The organism is Pedobacter sp. KH_004, from assembly GCF_057840755.1.
Genome location: NZ_CM174519.1, coordinates 5,244,153 through 5,260,698, shown reverse-complemented (window position 1 = coordinate 5,260,698; position 16,546 = coordinate 5,244,153). Strand labels below are relative to the sequence as shown.

Genomic DNA, 16,546 nt, shown 5'->3' with positions numbered 1-16,546 from the left:
TCTTTTAAAATTTATTAGTCACGGAGAGCAACAAATTTTTTGTTCAATACATCGAGTTTTCTTACTCTTCCTATTTTATTCTCGTACACGCTAAATTTACCCTCGGACTCTGTTCTAATGTCATCATAGGTTGGATTGATTATCCAGTTACCTCTCGCATCTACAATGCCATATTTTTTGTTTTTTGAATCTTTAGCTACAAAATGGCCTTTATTGAACCATTCCCGATCATCTTTATGGAGCTTCAAAGTCACTTTTTTAACTACATTTTCCGGCTTAGCATTCTCAACATAAATCATTATATAATCTACAGGGCCGGAATAAAAAGTTGTAGCGAAGGTTTTTGTGTCCTTTTCGACTGGCTTTTGTTGAAGATTTTTAGCTAAATAATCATCCACTTCCTGTTTCGATTTTAGTTCTTGTTTATCCATTAGATCAATTGCTTTTTGGTAAATGGGCAATGATTTTTTCGCCCATTCTAACACAGTTATCGAGGGGATTGAATAACTTGTACGCCCTGAACTTTTTAGCATTTTGCCGTTTTTATAAAAGCCGAATGTTTCGCCAATGCGATTATCAATAGCTTTGGGATAGCTTACTTTTACCTCTCCGTTTTGATTGCCTCGCCATTCAATTTGAGCACCGTCAGTCTTGACTATTCTGTTCACACTATCCAATCGATACCCTGTAAAGCTTTTATGCCTAAATTTCACATCAAAATCTACCATCTTAACGGGTTTATCGCTTGGAATTAAAAATTCATTGTAACCCAGTTGGCTGCCATCTGCATTCTCCTCATCTAGCTTAGCAGTATCTAGGGTTTTATAATTTCCGTTTACGGCCAAAGTGGTTCCGTCCCAAAAATGTAGGCTTGTTGGAATAAACGTTGGGTCATTTGCAATAAGCGAATTGTCTTCAATCTCCAAACCTAACATGTCTTTCAAATCGATAACATCAACAGAGACCTTAATTAGGTTGTTTGGTTTGATCACTTCGGCATCAATTTGTTCATTTTTTTGAATGTAGGATGCGAATTGATCAACGGTGAAATACTTTACTTGATCTACAGTAAAATTATTTTCATCTTTTTCATCAAAATCATTCTTTCCAGACTGATTGGAAGGTTTTATGCTTAAACTCGTTAAATCAATAATGTTTTCAATTTCATCGACATGCGCCTGTAACTCATCTCTTGTTTTGCGCAAATCGTTATCAACATTGCATGCTGAGAGAAGGGTAAAAAAGCAACAAATTAGTGTGAATAATTTAACCTTATAAAAGTGATTTGTTTGAGAGCACGTCATAAAAATTTTATTTTTAAAAATGAATTGATTTATCAGACAAGATAAAAATGAATTTTAATAAAGCGAATTATATCGCCTTTGAAAACAAGTCGAGTTGAGGATCGCTTACATTAAAAGTTTTGCGATGAAAAGGCGATAAACCTATCTCAATGACTGCTTTACGGTGGGCAATGGTTGGGTAGCCTTTGTTTGATAGCCAATTATAATGTGGAAAATCGAGATGAAGGTTGCTCATGTACTCATCGCGATGGGTTTTTGCCAGAATAGAAGCTGCAGCAATATTCAGATACTTTCCGTCGCCTTTTATAATGCAGCTGTGTGGAATTTCCGGATAAGCTTTGAACCGATTTCCATCGATAACAAGGTAACCAGGCCTAGTGTGAAGCTTCTCAACTGCTCTATGCATCGCCAGAAAAGAAGCATTAAGAATGTTGATTCGATCGATTTCTTCATGATCACACGAAGCTACCGCCCAGGCCAAAGCTTCCCTTTCAATTATCGGGCGCAGTAAATCTCGCTGTTCGTGTGTTAATTGTTTTGAATCGTTTAAGCCTTCTAACACAAAACCTTTTGGTAAAATTACCGCCGCGGCAAACACCGGACCCGCTAAACAGCCTCTTCCAGCCTCATCGCAACCGGCCTCTAAAAATTCTTCCTGATAACAAGCTAATAACATCATGCAAATTTAAAGAATAACGATTAAAATTTGTGACCAGGATAAGAAAGGGTTAAATTAGTTTTAAACAACTTTTAATGAAGAGGCTAAAATTACTACTTATACTTCTATCTTTTTGTAGTAGTGTTTTAGCTCAAGGCAACAAAAAAGCACGCATATATCCACCCACTGAAGAAGAAGGCAGTATTCTTGAACAAAGATGGGATTGCATGTTAAGGAATAATTATACTGTTAGCGAAAGGTTGAAAATATTTCCATTTAGCACGTATAAAAAAGTTGTTTTGGTTTCTTTCGAACCGCAGGAACCAACTCTAGATACTATTGCAGATGTAGATGGAAATCCTTTGTTAGATGATAATATCAAGCAAGATTCTATTGGTTATTTTCCTGTAAAGAACAAGAGATTCTACAAAACTAAAGCTCTTGAGATAAAAATTTTGACAGGAAAAGAGATTGCTAAATTGACACACATCCTTTACAACATTGGCGTTAAATCAAACAAAAGTTATCATGGCCTTAAAAATTTTGAGAAAGGCGCTAACTGTTACAATCCTAGAAATGCAATTTTATTTTTTGATGACAAAGGTAGTGTTCCAGAATACATAGAGTTTTGCTTTGAGTGCAAAAGACGAAAAGTGAGTTCAGAAAAAGTTAAATTGAATGTATTTTGCAACCAGAAATATGATATTATTAAAGCATTCTTTATATCTACGGGAATTAAGTATGTTGAAGAAAACAATAATTAGCCAATGAGATACAATGAAGTCCTTGCTAACCGTGTACGCGAAAAATTAATGCTTTTACCAGATGTAGAAGAGAAGGAAATGTTTGGTGGGTTGGTTTTTATGGTAAATGATAAAATGTGTATCGGAGTGATGAAAGAAAAATTGATGCTTAGGATTAATCCTGGAATCTTAGCATCACTGGCTAGCCAAGATGGATGGGAGCAAATGATGATGAGTAAAACTGTTATGAAGGGTTATATTTTAGTTTCAGAAGATGTGCTAAATAGAAAAGATGAACTCAGTTTTTGGGTAGACACAGCCTTAGCGTTTAATCCCTTTGCTAAAGCATCAAAGAAAAGAAAAAGTTAAACCGTAGTATTCTGCCCCTTTACATCAAAAGCATCCCTTAAACCAATTGCTAAAACATTGAAAGCATAAACGGTGAGCATAATTGCCAAACCAGGTAAAACTGCTAGATAAGCGGCATCCATAATGATATAGCCATAATGTTCTTTGATCATGCTTCCCCAGCTTGGCATTGGCGGCTGCGCACCGAAACCCAAGAAACTCAGTCCAGTTTCCAACAAAATAGCTGATGCAAAATTAGAGGAGGCAACAACTAAAATTGGTCCCGCAATATTAGGTAAAATGTGTTTAATGATGGTTCTTGAGGTGCTAAAGCCCAAAGCTCTTGCGGCCTCTACAAACTCCACTTCTTTCAAAGCCATTACTTGCCCACGTACCAAACGGGCCACATCTACCCATGTAGACAAACCAACAGCAATAAAAATTTGCCAAAAGCCTTTTCCAAGCGCAAATGAAATCGCAATAACCAATAGCAGCGATGGTAATGACCATACTACATTCATAAACCAACTGATTGCAGCATCAGTTTTCCCACCAAAATAGCCTGCAATTGCGCCTAAGCTAACTCCAATAAATAACGAAATTAAAACAGCCATTAAACCAACAGATAGGGAAACACGAATCCCCAGAATCATTCGGCTTAATAAATCACGCCCGTAGATATCTGTACCTAGCCAATACGTTTTTTCGTGAACATTATATTGTTCAAATAATGTAGCGGGTGTACCAAGCTTAGAATATGGCGTACACTTGGGACAAAGTTCTCTTAAACTATACTTTATTTCTGAAGCTTTCTCTTCGTCACCGATGTATGGCGTTATAAAGACATCCTTATCTTCAATCCGATAAGACACAATTGGAATACTTGTAATACCCGACTTCTGTCCATTTAGCATTTTCCTAAAAAAACCATCCTCTTTTATATTAGGGTTTTTATTGAGAATGACAAATTTAAATGTACTTCCAGGCTGTTTCTTATTAAGGGGTAATATTTGCGTATTGGCATCAGGTGTACTATCGGGCGTAATGATATAACCTAAAATACCCATCAATACCAAGAGTAAAATAAAAATGAGACCGCCAAAAGCGAGCTTATTTCTTTTAAACTTTAACCAGACTTTTCTAGATGGGCTATTATCCATTATTTAACCATTCTGCCTTTCCAATTGTACTTACCGCTGTTTCCGGCAATACCAATGTAAACGATGTAAAGTATATGCAAAACATTTAAAACTGGGATTAATACGAGTAGTCTCCGCTTATTTGCGAAGCCGGTCACATCCCATAAAAATAATGTTTCTAAAATCATTTTAACGATCAATTGGTAAATTGTTATGGTTAAAAATCCCGAAATAAATAATCCTGTAATGAAGTTTGCTAAAATACTTAAATTGAATACCCAAACGAAAACACCTAAAACGATGATAGCTTTATTTTTATAACGTGTGCTTTTGGAAGCCCACCTTTTCCGTTGTTGGATAAATGATTTTAAGTTTTCCTTCGCCTGGGTATAAACAATAGCTGATCTGTTTTTCAGAAACCCTATTTTATCTGGATACTTTGCAGCGATTTTATGCAACAAAAGTTCGTCATCGCCAGAGGCCAAATCATCTATCCCCTTAAAACCGCCCACCTCATAAAACGTAGCTTTCTCATAAGCCAAGTTGGCGCCGTTACATGTAGATGGCTTTTTATTCCCAATTGTGGATGCACCTAAGCCAATTAGATATAGAAACTCTAAGGATTGTAACCGTTCAAAATAATTTTTCTCTTCAAAATAAGAGACAGGCGAAGAAATCATCTTATATCCCTTATCCTGATAAAATTCTACCACCGAAGTAAGCCACTTTGTACCCATCACACAATCGGCATCTGTAGTGATAATTAAATCGCCACTGCAAGAGCCAATGGCTGTTTGAATCGCCTTTTTCTTATAGGAATTTAAAGCCAGATTCTCGTTTAGCTTGATAAGTTTAACACCACGATTAGCATAAGAAGCAACAATTTCTGCGGTGTTATCGGTAGAATGATCATCGATAAAAATGATTTCTGTTAATTCCTTTGGATAATTCTGGGCAATTAATGCTTCTATTGTTCGCCCGATATTCAACTCCTCATCACGTGCAGCAACAATAACAGAAACTTTGGTAGATGGAGTGATGATACTTTTTTTATATCCATTCAGGCTATACCAGCCTTTGATAAAAGTAAGCACAAGTAAACCATAAACAATGGTTAAAGCAGCGGATAGTAGACTAACTAGTTTTAGGATTTCCAAAAAAATTGAGTTTAAAGACGAAATATGTGCCTAAGATAGCAGGAATAATAATATTTATTAGCCAAATACTGGCTGTACAGGCAATAACCGCAACGTGTTGATTGGTTACATGTTTAAATAATTCTACCGCGGTTACACTTCTGATGCCTACATCGAAGAGATCCAATGATGGCAGTGCAGATTGAATCAGGAACAAAAGGCAAGTCATCATTACGATATCCAGATACTGCAAACCAGGGATCAGCCATACAAATAAAATGAAGTATTGAAAACTAAAAACCAGATACCGGGCCAAACAGAAAAGCATGATTTTAAAAAGTTCTTTTTTTCTATATCGACCTAGAATGCTGTAAAATTTTTTGTATTTACGGGTGAATTTAAAAGAAAGCAGAATGCCATTAAGCCATTGAATATTGAAATAAAATACAATGAAAAATAAGCAGATTCCCATAGCCAAAATCACAACAGCTAGAAAAACAAGATGATCGATCGGTACAAATCTGTAAACAAAAAAGCAGGCTGCTATAGCGCCGAAAACGTTTGTCAACACCAGTTGACCAATGTTACCAACCGTCATAGCAACAATGCCCACTATTCTACGTTTTGGGGAAAGAAAAAAAACTCTTCCTCCATATTCGCCTAACCGGTTTGGGGTAAATATCGCTAATGTTAAACCGCAAAAAACAGATTCGATTGCCCTGTAAAAACTGATGCGTTCGATGTGACTCATTAATCTTTTCCACTTTGCGGCTTCCAGAAACCAGTTTAAAAACATGAGCAAGACCACGAACCCTATAATGCCAAAAATTTCGACTTGTGGAATATCTTTCAAAAGTGTTGCAAAATTCTCAAGATTTTTATTGGCAACAAGCTTATGATAAATGAACCAAAAAGCAAATACTACAATTGCAGCTTTGATTAATATTGATAATATATTTTTATTCTTGCCTGTCAAGATTATCATTTTAGTTTGCAAATATGCTTAATATTGCTGTAATGTTGAATGAAAAAAAAGAGCGGATAATTATGGGCATCGACCCCGGCACTGCAGTAATGGGCTATGGCATAATTTTAGAGAAGGGAAATAAAACAGAACTGATTAGTTTAGGGGTAGTTAAGATGACACACCTTGATGACCCATTCTTAAAACTGCAACGCATTTTCGAAAAAACAGTGGTGCTAATTGATCAATACAAACCAGATGTTTTAGCGATTGAAGCACCTTTTTATGGAAAAAACATTCAGGTACTCTTAAAATTAGGAAGAGCGCAAGGCATCGCAATTGCAGCAGCACTTTCCAGAAATATTTCGGTAACAGAATACGCTCCGAGAAAAATCAAACAATCCATCACCGGCAACGGAAACGCAACTAAAGAGCAAGTTGCTTCGATGTTACAAAGGTTATTGAATTTTAAAGAAACACCAGAGTTTTTAGATGCAACCGATGGTTTAGCCGTTGCTGTTTGCCACTCTTTTCAAAAAATCACCTCAACGGGCAAATCGAAAACTTATTCTGGGTGGGAGTCTTTCGTGAGCGATAACAAAACGAAAGTGAAGGGTCTGGCTGTGAAAGTGAAGAAATAATCGGTCAGTGAAACACCGACCGCCTGATTAGACACCTTTTTCGTCATTGAGAGAAATGATTCCTCCTATCATTTCGTGGCCGTCTTAATCAAAAATAAAACACTTATTGTCTTGTTATTAAGTTCTGTTTAACTTGCTTGCGGAGGCAGACCGATACTAATATCTGGTAAAACTTCAGTGTTCTGATCCAACTTCTCTTGTAATATGACGGTATAAGATGTAAGAATATCTACTGAAATTACCATAAAAACCAGACTATGCCTATCATCATCATACCGAAGGAAGCTTGATGTAGCTTTTTGATCTTCGTGTATCAAAATATAACCCAAATTAACCTTCGCATAGTTGATAAACGTGAGATAGTTTTGTTCATCCATGGTTTTATAATTAAGCTGAACTATATCATCACCTAATAAGCTGATCATCAAGGCCTCATTTCTTCCTTTATATAGTTTAAAAGGATCTTCATTGCTTTGAGAAATAAACCCCAAGCGACGCAGATAATCATCTACTTCCTCAAAATGATCAAAGTCGTATAAATACCAGAGTGCTTCCGGTTTAATAAGCATAGAGTTCATTTGCTAAAAATATAAATTTTAATAATGAAGTCACAGCGAAGTCGAAGCTTATTAAGCTAATAGCATCATCTAAAATACCTATAGAACCGGACAGAAGCTTTCCTAGAATAACATTTAGAAAAAGAAAAAACAGAATGCACCAGACATATAAATACCTTAAGTTAATAGCATTGGTGTCCTCGCCGACCAACTTACTTAAACGCGGATACCTTCTGTCCTATCGGTTAGTACCTCCCCCATGCTCGGGAGAAAAACTCTTCTATCATTCCGTGGCAATCTCATGATGAAAATGAAATTCTATTGCCTATTTTCCATCATGTTCCTGGTTGCCCTTTCCATGGCCACCTTATTTTTTCTCACAAAATATCTAACGGTAAAGAAGGCTGCGATGCCAACAAGAACCAACATCCATAAGTTAGCAAGGGCGAGGATAATCTCTTTAAAAATAGTCCAGCCGTTTACGATGTTTAACCACAAACGGTTACCAAATGCCGGCCGATAATCGTAGAGATTGTCATTTGCAACGATCATTGTTTTAACCGTATTATCCTGGTAGAAGTTCAGCGTAATAGTGCTAAACTTCACCTTGGCATCAATACTCATGTTATCTATTTTCCGGTCGATAGATTCATCACTTAAATTCATAGAAGTTGTGATGTTAGCTGTTTTTTTGCTCGGAATTTCCCCAATTTGCTTAGAAGCATCTATCCTATTCTGGCCTTTTAACTGATTAGCCAGATAATTTATACTTTGATCATCAAGTTTTAAAGAAGAACTATTTACAAAAACAGCCATTTTCGCAATTGCGTTGGTAAACTCATCCAAGCCTTGTGCTGGGATCTTAGCTACCAAAATACCATCGGTTCGATAGGAAGTAATTTCCTTCGACGAGTCGGCTGTTAATTTAAATTTGTCGGTTTCTTGTATGGTACTATTGATAGAAAATTCGGCAACTGTTCCTCCTTCTGATCTAATAATCTGACTCAGCTTTTCTTTGGTATTTTGAACATCCTTCACACGGAAGCGCATGTCGGCAGTTTTAATAATTTTATCTGCAATTACCGTATCTGGTATTTGTATTTCTTTGGCTTCGGCAGCACTATCTGTAACGTATCCTTCTTTTTTGCTATTGCAGCCAAAAATTATTAAAATAATGGCAGCAGCAATGATATTCCTTTTCATGATTCTGGGGTTCTAATAAATTAATCATTTTAAATATTTGCTTCAAATGGCCATTAGAAGTTAGACGTTTTTGGTTAGGTTAAGTCGTCATATTTCCCCTTTATACTAAAAATAGAAATAGGTAACCCAACCTTAAAAACGTTTAAGTTTAGATGCAATAGGACTGATTTTTCCATAAAAGGAAAGGACAGTAAATAAAAAAGCCGATGATACTGGTATATCATCGGCTCTGTATTTAGAGAGAAATATTTTATGCGTCTAAAATTTTGAATACTCCTTTAATGCTGATGATGGCACCAATAAAAAGGATAATCCATGAAACCAATGATAACACCCAAGAATCGAATGCAAAACGAGCGTAAGTACCAACCATACAAATCAATACACCAAAAATCATTAATTTATATATCCCTGGCTGATTAGCCGTTTTCATACTTTCTGTATTGTGCTTTAATTCGCTGTTCTCCATAATGTTTATTTTTATGATGCAGCAAAAGTAATACTTATTGCTGAATATTTATATATGTTTAGTAACTTTTTAATCGTTCTAAACGCTGTTTTGCTTTGTCTTCATCGTTTAGTTTTTCACCGGTGTACAATGGTTTTTCCCAATCGCCATACATGGGGTTTGGTAACACAATAAATTTGATCCCGAAAAGGTTTTGATTTGCCTTTACCTGATCGAAAGTAATCTTTTGTTCACGGTAAAAAATGTTAGAAAAATCGCTCAAATTATCGCCACAAAACAAGAGTATATCATGAGTTTCAGCGATTTTTTGGCGTCGAGGTTCTTTATTCGAAGTTCCTTTTGCAACTAATAAATGTGCATCATCTGCATAAGGAAAACCAAAAGCTTGTAAATTTTTAAGCGTTGCGGCATAATCCTTTTCATCGCGATTGCTGAGGTAAAAAGTTTCAATATTTTTTGAAGCTGCAAACCTCAAAAATGCCAATGCTCCTGGTACGGTATCGGCTTTCGCCAGGCTGGTCCACGCTGTCCAATCGGCAGGATTATAACTCAAGCCTTTTTTAATTTCGTGTCCTTGAAATGGAGAATTATCCAAAACGGTTTCATCTATGTCTACAATAACGCAGTTCGGTTTTTTGCTGGTATCAGCCCACATTGCTTCTTTTAGTGACAAGCGAGCGAAGTTATAAGCCTGAAAACATAACGCCCGATATTCGCCACTGGTTTGTTGCCAAAGTACGGCATTGGTGTAATCTCTGGCTGGATTTTGAGCTGACGCAAAAAAAGGGAGGAGCGATAGAATGATGAAGATGTGTTTTTTCATAACTGGAAATCATTGACAAAATAGAATTAGAGATCCAATAAAAACATAATCATTCTGGATTTCATTCCAGAATAATCATAATAATTTTGGATTATAATTAAATCTGTTTTAAAACTATATGTATCTATATCTAATTTAAATTAAACACAAAAGTAACAATAGCCTTTACCAAAGCACATAAAGACTAATTATTTGTTTTCTTTGCCCCTTTGGCGGCAACCTCAAACGCTCAGCATAAAAAAGCCCATTTCAATTAAGAAATGGGCTTATAATATTAAAATGAGTCTTGACTCCAGACTAAACTTATCCGTTCAACGCTGCTGCACCACTTACAATCTCCGTTAACTCAGTTGTAATTGCTGCCTGACGAGCTTGGTTATAAGAAAGTTTCAAGGCCTTCAACAACTCGCCAGCGTTTTCAGTTGCTTTATCCATTGACGTCATACGGGCACCGTGCTCAGATGCGTGAGAATCTAACACAGCTTTGTATAACTGAATTTTAATAGACTTAGGGATTAATTGCTCTACAATTTCTTCCTGAGAAGGCTCTAAAATATAATCAACATTTGCTGCCTTTTTCTCTTCTTTAGTTTCTGCAACTGCTTCTACTTTTGGAAGAGGCAATAATTGTTCAGTAGTAATAAACTGTACGGCTGCGTTTCTAAAACGATTGTAAACTACTTCCACTTTATCAAACTCGCCCTTTAAAAAGCCAGCCATAATGGCATCTGTAATCTTAGTTACATTTTCAAAAGTTAAAGCAGAATACACTTCATTATTGTTGCCAATAACATTGTATTTACGTTTTTCGTAAAAATCTTGAGTTTTCTTACCGATAGAAATAATGCTTACGTTACCGTTTTTAAACTGTTCGCTATATTTTTCTGCAATTAAATTATTGGCCGCTTTAATTACGTTCATGTTAAAAGCACCAGCCAAACCACGGTTTGATGATACCGTCACAATTAAAACCTTATTAGGTTCACGCTCTTGGATAAAAGGCGATGAAGAACCTTCCAAACTTGCAGAAAGATTTCCTAAAATCTCTTTCAGTTTCGTTGCATAAGGACGTAAAGCGATAATTGCATTTGTAGCACGTTTCAACTTCGCCGCCGAAACCATTTTCATAGCTTTGGTAATTTGCTGTGTTGATTGTACCGATGCAATCCGGTTTCTTACTTCTTTTAAATTAGCCATTCTTTATAATAGTCTTCAGTCTTTAGTCTTAAGTCTATAGTCGACTAACGACTGTGGACTTAAGACTGTTGACTAAATTTAGTATTTACTTGAAATCTCTTTTGCTACTGTATCTAAAACGCCAGTAATGGTATCATCAAATTTACCAGCCTTTAAAGCCGCTAAAGTTTCTGGATGACGCATTTCTAATTGAGTTAAATATTCAGTTTCAAATTCTTTAACCTTGTTAACAGGGACGCTACGCATTAAATTTTTAGTACCTGCATAAACGATTGCAACTTGTTTCTCTACCGTAAATGGAGAAAACTGCGCTTGTTTTAACATCTCTACGTTACGGGCACCTTTATCTAAAACTGATTTCGTTGCAGCATCTAAGTCAGAGCCGAATTTAGAGAAAGCCTCTAACTCGCGGTATTGAGCCTGATCTAACTTTAAAGTACCTGCTACTTTTTTCATCGATTTAATTTGAGCATTACCACCCACACGTGATACCGAAATACCTACGTTAATAGCCGGACGGATACCCGAGTTAAACAAGTTCGACTCTAAGAAAATCTGACCATCAGTAATCGAAATTACGTTAGTTGGAATATATGCAGAAACGTCACCCGCTTGAGTTTCGATAATTGGTAAAGCTGTTAATGAACCACCACCTTTAACGATATGTCTAATCGAATCTGGTAAATCATTCATGTCTTTAGCGATATCATCATTCGCATTGATTTTCGCAGCTCTTTCTAACAAACGACTGTGTAAATAGAAAACGTCACCTGGATAAGCCTCACGACCCGGTGGACGACGAAGTAATAATGACACCTCACGGTAAGCAACTGCCTGTTTAGATAAATCATCATAAACAATTAGAGCTGGTCTACCTGTATCGCGGAAAAACTCGCCAATTGCAGCACCAGCAAAAGGAGCATAAAACTGCATTGGAGCAGGATCAGCAGCCGAAGCAGCAACAACAACAGTATATGGTAAAGCGCCATTTTCTTCCAGTGTGCGTACAATGTTAGCAACGGTAGAGTTTTTCTGACCGATAGCTACATAAATACAAAACACAGGCTGGCCTGCTTCATAAAATTCTTTTTGGTTAATAATAGTATCGATACAAACAGCAGTTTTACCAATCTGACGATCGCCAATAACCAACTCACGTTGACCACGACCAATTGGAATCATTGCATCAATTGCTTTAATACCCGTTTGTAAAGGCTCATTTACCGGCTGACGATAAATTACACCTGGTGCTTTACGCTCTAAAGGCATCTCGTAAGTTTCACCTAAGATTGGACCTTTACCATCTAAAGGCTCACCCAAAGTGTTCACTACGCGGCCAAGCATACCTTCACCAACTTTAATAGAGGCAATTTTTTTGGTACGTTTAATGGTATCACCTTCTTTAATCTCGTCAGATGCACCCAAAAGTACCACACCAACGTTATCTTCTTCAAGGTTTAATACAATGCCTTGCAGGCCGTTTGCAAATTCAACCAACTCACCCGATTGAACTTTAGTTAAACCGTAAACACGGGCAATACCGTCGCCCACTTGCAACACGGTACCAACTTCTTCCAGTTCGGTTTCTGATTTGAAGCCCGCCAATTGCTGTCTGATAATTGCCGAAACTTCGTCTGGTCTTACCTCTACCATAGTTTTAATTATATCTTTTTGTAAATGTAAATCTTGTAGTTCTTTTGTTATTCTAGTCCCACTTCTGCTTAACTTTTGTCCTTCAACTACGCTCTGGATGACAAAAATACCGCTGTCAATCGGGTTTATATATTATTGTGCTATAGCCCTTTGTTATTTCAGTCTCCCTCAAAGTTTAACAAAGTCAGTCTTGATACTCAATACTAAATACTTTATACTTCTAAGCAGCAAATTCTTTTTTAAGTTTACTTAAACCACTGGCAATACTTGCATCAAATTGCTTATCACCTACTTTTAAAATAAACCCACCAATCAGCTTCTCATCAATTTTTTCTTTAACGATAACTTCATTGGCACCTAATTCTCTTTTTACAATGGCAATAATCTCCTGCTTAGCAGTTGGGCTTAAAGTAGTTGCTGTAGTTACATCAGCAGTTACAATACCTTTAATTTTATTATACTGTTGAATAAATTGTTTTGCAGTAGCAAATAAAATAGCCGAACGGCCTTTATTAACAACAATTTTAAAAAAAGCAAGGGTCAACTTACCTAGTTTATCAGCAAAAATTCCATTCAATATGCCAATCTTTTTATCTAAAGGCACAATTGGGTTCTTCAATATCGCTTCTAGTTCAGGAGTTTCATCAACCACTTTTTCAAATAAAACCATATCATTATAAGATTCAGCCAGGCCGTTATTTTCAACAGCTAAGTCGATTAATGATTTGGCATATCTGCCTGCTACTTTAATTTCTGACATATATTTGAGTTGAAAGTTGAAAGTTGAAAGTTGAAAGTTTAACCCAGAGATTGAAACTTTGAACTTTGCACTTTAAACCTTATACTTTGAAACTTAATTTAATTCAACGTCTTTTAACAAATTAGCTACTAAAGCTTCTTGTTTTGTTTTATCATCCAATTGGTTACGCAAAACACGTTCAGCAATCTCTAATGATAAAGTAGAAACCTGATCTTTCACTTCAGCCAAAGCCACTTTCTTTTGGTTTTCAATCTCGATTTTTGCTTTCTCGATCAATTTAGAACCTTCTACTTGTGCTTGTTTTTTAGCCTCGTTTAAAATACTATCTTTTAGCGTTTTGGCTTCTTTCAAAATCTCATCGCGTTCAGCACGTGCTTGTTGCATCAAATCTTGATTTTGAGCAGTTAAACGAGCCATTTCTTGCTTAGCTAACTCCGCTTTGTTTAAAGCCTCATCAATACTTTGCTCACGCTCATGAATAGCTCCTAAAATTGGCTTCCATGCAAGTTTTCTAAGTAATAGTAATAGGAAAATAAAAGCTAAAGCTGTCCAGAAAACCAATCCAATACTTGGGGTAACTAATTCCATTTTTTATATTTTTTTATTGACTTTTTCGTTAAAATCGGGAAAACAACCAATCGTCGAATTCCCGATTAATAATTCTAAATTGCTATTAAACGCCTAAGCCTAATAATGCAACTACCACACCGAATAATGCAGCACCCTCAATAAGGGCAGCAGCAATAATCATTGCAGTTTGAATTTTTGATGCAGCCTCAGGCTGACGAGCAATACCTTCCATTGCTTTACCACCTACATGACCGATACCGATACCGGCACCAATTACTGCTAAACCGGCACCAATTGCCGCGATTGAACCTACCATAACTAATTTAATTATATAATTTGTAAAAAATAGTTTTCTGTTAATGATGCTCTTCTACTGCCATTCCGATAAACAGCGCAGATAACAATGTAAAAATAAACGCTTGTAAAAATGCTACCAATAATTCCAAAACATCCATAAATAAAACGAATGCAACTGAAACAGGAGCGATAGCTAATGTTTTGAAAATAAAAATAAGCGAGATTAAACTCAACACAATGATGTGACCAGCGGTAATGTTTGCGAACAAACGAACCATTAAAGCGAACGGCTTTGAAATAATACCAATAAGCTCTACAGGTATCATGATTGGATATAGCCACCAAGGCACATCTGGAGTAAGAATGTGTTTCCAGTAATATTTGTTACCGTTTAAGTTAACTACTAACATGGTAGCTGTTGCCATCACAAAAGTTAAAGCAATATTACCGGTTACGTTTGCACTACCAGGGAAAACTGGAAATAAACCTAATAAGTTATTAAATAGGATGAAAAAGAATATTGTTAACAAGTAGGGCATAAACTTTGCGTATTTATGTCCGATGTTTGGTTTTGCGATATCATCTCTCACAAATATGATCACCGGCTCCAAGAAAGACTGTAATCCTTTTGGAGCTTTCCCAATTCTCTTTCTGTAGCTGGCAGCTATTGAACCGAAAATAACCACAATCAAAAGAATGGAAATGAACATCGCAGCTACATTTTTTGTAATTGAGAAATCAATTACTGTATCAGATGCTGCTTCATCAATTTGGCCGTCAGCACCAACTACTTTAATGTTCTTGTTGAACATATCTTTAGTCATGCTTTGTTTTAAACCTGTTACCAAACGGTATTTATTGTATTTACCTTGATAATCTTGCTCACCATGATGAAAATGTGCTGAAGAAAAAACTTCCAGACCACCAGCAGTATATAGAATTACTGGAAGAGGAATCGAGGTGTGTCCCCATAAATGCCACACATGCGAATCTGCGATGTGTTCCATAATCACTTTAGTTGGCTCGAACTTCTCTTCACCGTGTTCTGTTGCTCCGTGCTCGCCGGAAACTGCATGAGCAGATTCAGCAACAACACTATCAGGAGAAGCAATAGTACTATCAGCCTGGGCGAAAGTATTATTTCTGATAGATAAAAACGCGATTAAAAGCGTAAAAACAAAGATTACCTTCTTAACTTTCGACACAAAAACTTGGTTACAATCCATTTATTGGCAGTTTTTTACTTTAAATTTTGGTGGCGCAAGTTACGCAACAAACAGTATATTTCAAAGGCTGTAAACAATAAATACACAGAAAAAAAATTTAGTGCAAAAAGTAGCCCGTTTCCCTTTGCTTTTATACTGTAAACCAGCACAAAAGCCATACAAAAAATCATCTTCACTGCAATTGATCCCATGATCGCCATCACGCCTACCTCAGGATCACGTTTTATACCGATATCAACCAGCATATATGCGATGTAGGTGATGCCAGCCATAAAGCCAAAAATTACCCAAAAATTCTTAACCAAAATCTGCTTTTCAGGAAAAATGTCGGGTAACACAGCGATTATAGCTATCAGTATTCCAACAAAAATGAAGTAGATGCTTGTAAACTTGGTTAGCGTCAAAGGAATAATTCTTTACAATTAAAAACTTTGGCAAAGATAAGATTTAAGGATGAAATATTGTTAAATTGTTTGATTTCTAATTAGTTTACCATCAAATTAAATAGCAATGAAGCGATTTAAGATGGGCACGGTTTATCGTGTAGCTTGCTTTATAGCCTGATATAATGCAATGCCCACACCAGCAAGTGCAAATGCAGCCGTTATTAACTTTGTTTTACTATTTCGATGTTCATCTATTTTATAGCCTATAAAAGTTAACAATCCAATAGTGGCAATCATTTGAAAGCCTATGGCTGAATATTTTGCCGCTGCATTTACTTTTTTTGATGTATCTTCTTCTTTAGGATTTTCCATTTATAAATGCAATAATTAAGTTAACTTTGAATATTAAGTTTTGCCAACAAAGAAAATATTCTTGCTAAAATTTTGTTTGTTGTATATTCACTAACGCGAC

At 36.2% G+C, this 16,546-nt stretch carries 20 protein-coding genes; 3 read left to right on the top strand and 17 right to left on the bottom strand.

The genetic code is table 11. The features are described from left to right. Positions 1–14: 14 nt before the first annotated feature. The gene (locus AC3ITD_RS22710; RefSeq protein WP_489362906.1) at positions 15–1,205 is read right to left on the bottom strand and encodes a WG repeat-containing protein; all 1,191 of its coding nucleotides are present in this window, start codon (positions 1,203–1,205) and stop codon (positions 15–17) included. A gap of 166 nt (positions 1,206–1,371) precedes the next feature. After that, positions 1,372–1,980, bottom strand: coding sequence for a ribonuclease HII (gene rnhB, locus AC3ITD_RS22705; protein WP_265799476.1), 609 nt, complete (start codon positions 1,978–1,980; stop codon positions 1,372–1,374). A 77-nt stretch (positions 1,981–2,057) separates the two neighbouring features. Here rnhB and AC3ITD_RS22700 point away from each other — a divergent pair, with 77 nt between their 5' ends. Further along, positions 2,058–2,726: a hypothetical protein gene (locus AC3ITD_RS22700; RefSeq protein WP_489362905.1), complete on the top strand. Its 669-nt coding sequence runs from the start codon at positions 2,058–2,060 to the stop codon at positions 2,724–2,726. Between the two features lie 3 nt (positions 2,727–2,729). Further along, complete coding sequence (locus tag AC3ITD_RS22695) at positions 2,730–3,074, top strand: TfoX/Sxy family protein (RefSeq protein ID WP_489362904.1); 345 nt, start codon at positions 2,730–2,732, stop codon at positions 3,072–3,074. Here the strand turns inward: AC3ITD_RS22695 and AC3ITD_RS22690 are convergent. From AC3ITD_RS22690 to AC3ITD_RS22680, 3 genes are read right to left on the bottom strand one after another with little or no spacing between them, the layout of a single operon-like run. Then, a complete protein-coding gene (locus AC3ITD_RS22690; RefSeq protein ID WP_489362903.1) occupies positions 3,071–4,213 on the bottom strand; it encodes an ABC transporter permease in 1,143 nt (380 codons plus the stop codon). The two genes, AC3ITD_RS22695 and AC3ITD_RS22690, sit on opposite strands and share 4 nt — an antisense overlap. Beyond that, positions 4,213–5,349: a glycosyltransferase family 2 protein gene (locus AC3ITD_RS22685; protein ID WP_489362902.1), complete on the bottom strand. Its 1,137-nt coding sequence runs from the start codon at positions 5,347–5,349 to the stop codon at positions 4,213–4,215. The genes AC3ITD_RS22690 and AC3ITD_RS22685 overlap by 1 nt, the downstream gene beginning before the upstream one ends. After that, positions 5,327–6,304 (bottom strand): hypothetical protein, encoded by a 978-nt coding sequence (locus AC3ITD_RS22680; protein WP_489362901.1) that lies wholly within the window; start codon positions 6,302–6,304, stop codon positions 5,327–5,329. Before AC3ITD_RS22680 ends, AC3ITD_RS22685 begins: the two co-directional genes overlap by 23 nt. A gap of 41 nt (positions 6,305–6,345) precedes the next feature. Here AC3ITD_RS22680 and ruvC point away from each other — a divergent pair, with 41 nt between their 5' ends. Beyond that, entirely contained in the window at positions 6,346–6,933 is a 588-nt protein-coding gene (gene ruvC, locus AC3ITD_RS22675) for a crossover junction endodeoxyribonuclease RuvC (protein WP_489362900.1), read from the top strand. A 128-nt stretch (positions 6,934–7,061) separates the two neighbouring features. Here the strand turns inward: ruvC and AC3ITD_RS22670 are convergent, their stop codons facing one another. The 12 genes from AC3ITD_RS22670 to AC3ITD_RS22615 all read right to left on the bottom strand — a co-directional run bounded on the left by AC3ITD_RS22670 (position 7,062) and on the right by AC3ITD_RS22615 (position 16,446). Next, positions 7,062–7,502 (bottom strand): hypothetical protein, encoded by a 441-nt coding sequence (locus tag AC3ITD_RS22670; protein WP_489362899.1) that lies wholly within the window; start codon positions 7,500–7,502, stop codon positions 7,062–7,064. A 306-nt stretch (positions 7,503–7,808) separates the two neighbouring features. Further along, positions 7,809–8,693, bottom strand: a complete 885-nt coding sequence (locus AC3ITD_RS22665; protein ID WP_489362898.1) for a DUF4349 domain-containing protein — start codon at positions 8,691–8,693, stop codon at positions 7,809–7,811. Positions 8,694–8,943: 250 nt separating this feature from the next. Further along, positions 8,944–9,162, bottom strand: a complete 219-nt coding sequence (locus AC3ITD_RS22660) for a hypothetical protein (RefSeq protein WP_056850995.1) — start codon at positions 9,160–9,162, stop codon at positions 8,944–8,946. A gap of 58 nt (positions 9,163–9,220) precedes the next feature. Then, positions 9,221–9,985 carry a 5'-nucleotidase, lipoprotein e(P4) family gene (locus AC3ITD_RS22655; RefSeq protein ID WP_489362897.1) on the bottom strand — a complete coding sequence of 255 codons (765 nt, stop codon included), beginning with the start codon at positions 9,983–9,985 and terminating at the stop codon, positions 9,221–9,223. Positions 9,986–10,288: 303 nt separating this feature from the next. Further along, positions 10,289–11,182, bottom strand: a complete 894-nt coding sequence (gene atpG / locus AC3ITD_RS22650; RefSeq protein ID WP_056850998.1) for an ATP synthase F1 subunit gamma — start codon at positions 11,180–11,182, stop codon at positions 10,289–10,291. Positions 11,183–11,260: 78 nt separating this feature from the next. After that, positions 11,261–12,835 carry a F0F1 ATP synthase subunit alpha gene (atpA, locus tag AC3ITD_RS22645; protein ID WP_265799375.1) on the bottom strand — a complete coding sequence of 525 codons (1,575 nt, stop codon included), beginning with the start codon at positions 12,833–12,835 and terminating at the stop codon, positions 11,261–11,263. Positions 12,836–13,055: 220 nt separating this feature from the next. Then, positions 13,056–13,595 (bottom strand): ATP synthase F1 subunit delta, encoded by a 540-nt coding sequence (atpH, locus tag AC3ITD_RS22640; protein ID WP_265799376.1) that lies wholly within the window; start codon positions 13,593–13,595, stop codon positions 13,056–13,058. Between the two features lie 93 nt (positions 13,596–13,688). Further along, positions 13,689–14,183 carry a F0F1 ATP synthase subunit B gene (atpF, locus tag AC3ITD_RS22635; protein ID WP_265799377.1) on the bottom strand — a complete coding sequence of 165 codons (495 nt, stop codon included), beginning with the start codon at positions 14,181–14,183 and terminating at the stop codon, positions 13,689–13,691. 85 nt (positions 14,184–14,268) lie between these two features. Then, positions 14,269–14,481, bottom strand: a complete 213-nt coding sequence (gene atpE / locus AC3ITD_RS22630; protein ID WP_029287406.1) for an ATP synthase F0 subunit C — start codon at positions 14,479–14,481, stop codon at positions 14,269–14,271. 40 nt (positions 14,482–14,521) lie between these two features. After that, complete coding sequence (gene atpB / locus AC3ITD_RS22625) at positions 14,522–15,688, bottom strand: F0F1 ATP synthase subunit A (RefSeq protein WP_265799378.1); 1,167 nt, start codon at positions 15,686–15,688, stop codon at positions 14,522–14,524. A 14-nt stretch (positions 15,689–15,702) separates the two neighbouring features. Continuing rightward, entirely contained in the window at positions 15,703–16,026 is a 324-nt protein-coding gene (locus AC3ITD_RS22620; protein WP_489362896.1) for a hypothetical protein, read from the bottom strand. A 198-nt stretch (positions 16,027–16,224) separates the two neighbouring features. Beyond that, positions 16,225–16,446: an AtpZ/AtpI family protein gene (locus AC3ITD_RS22615; protein WP_265799380.1), complete on the bottom strand. Its 222-nt coding sequence runs from the start codon at positions 16,444–16,446 to the stop codon at positions 16,225–16,227. Between the last annotated feature and the right edge of the window lie 100 nt (positions 16,447–16,546).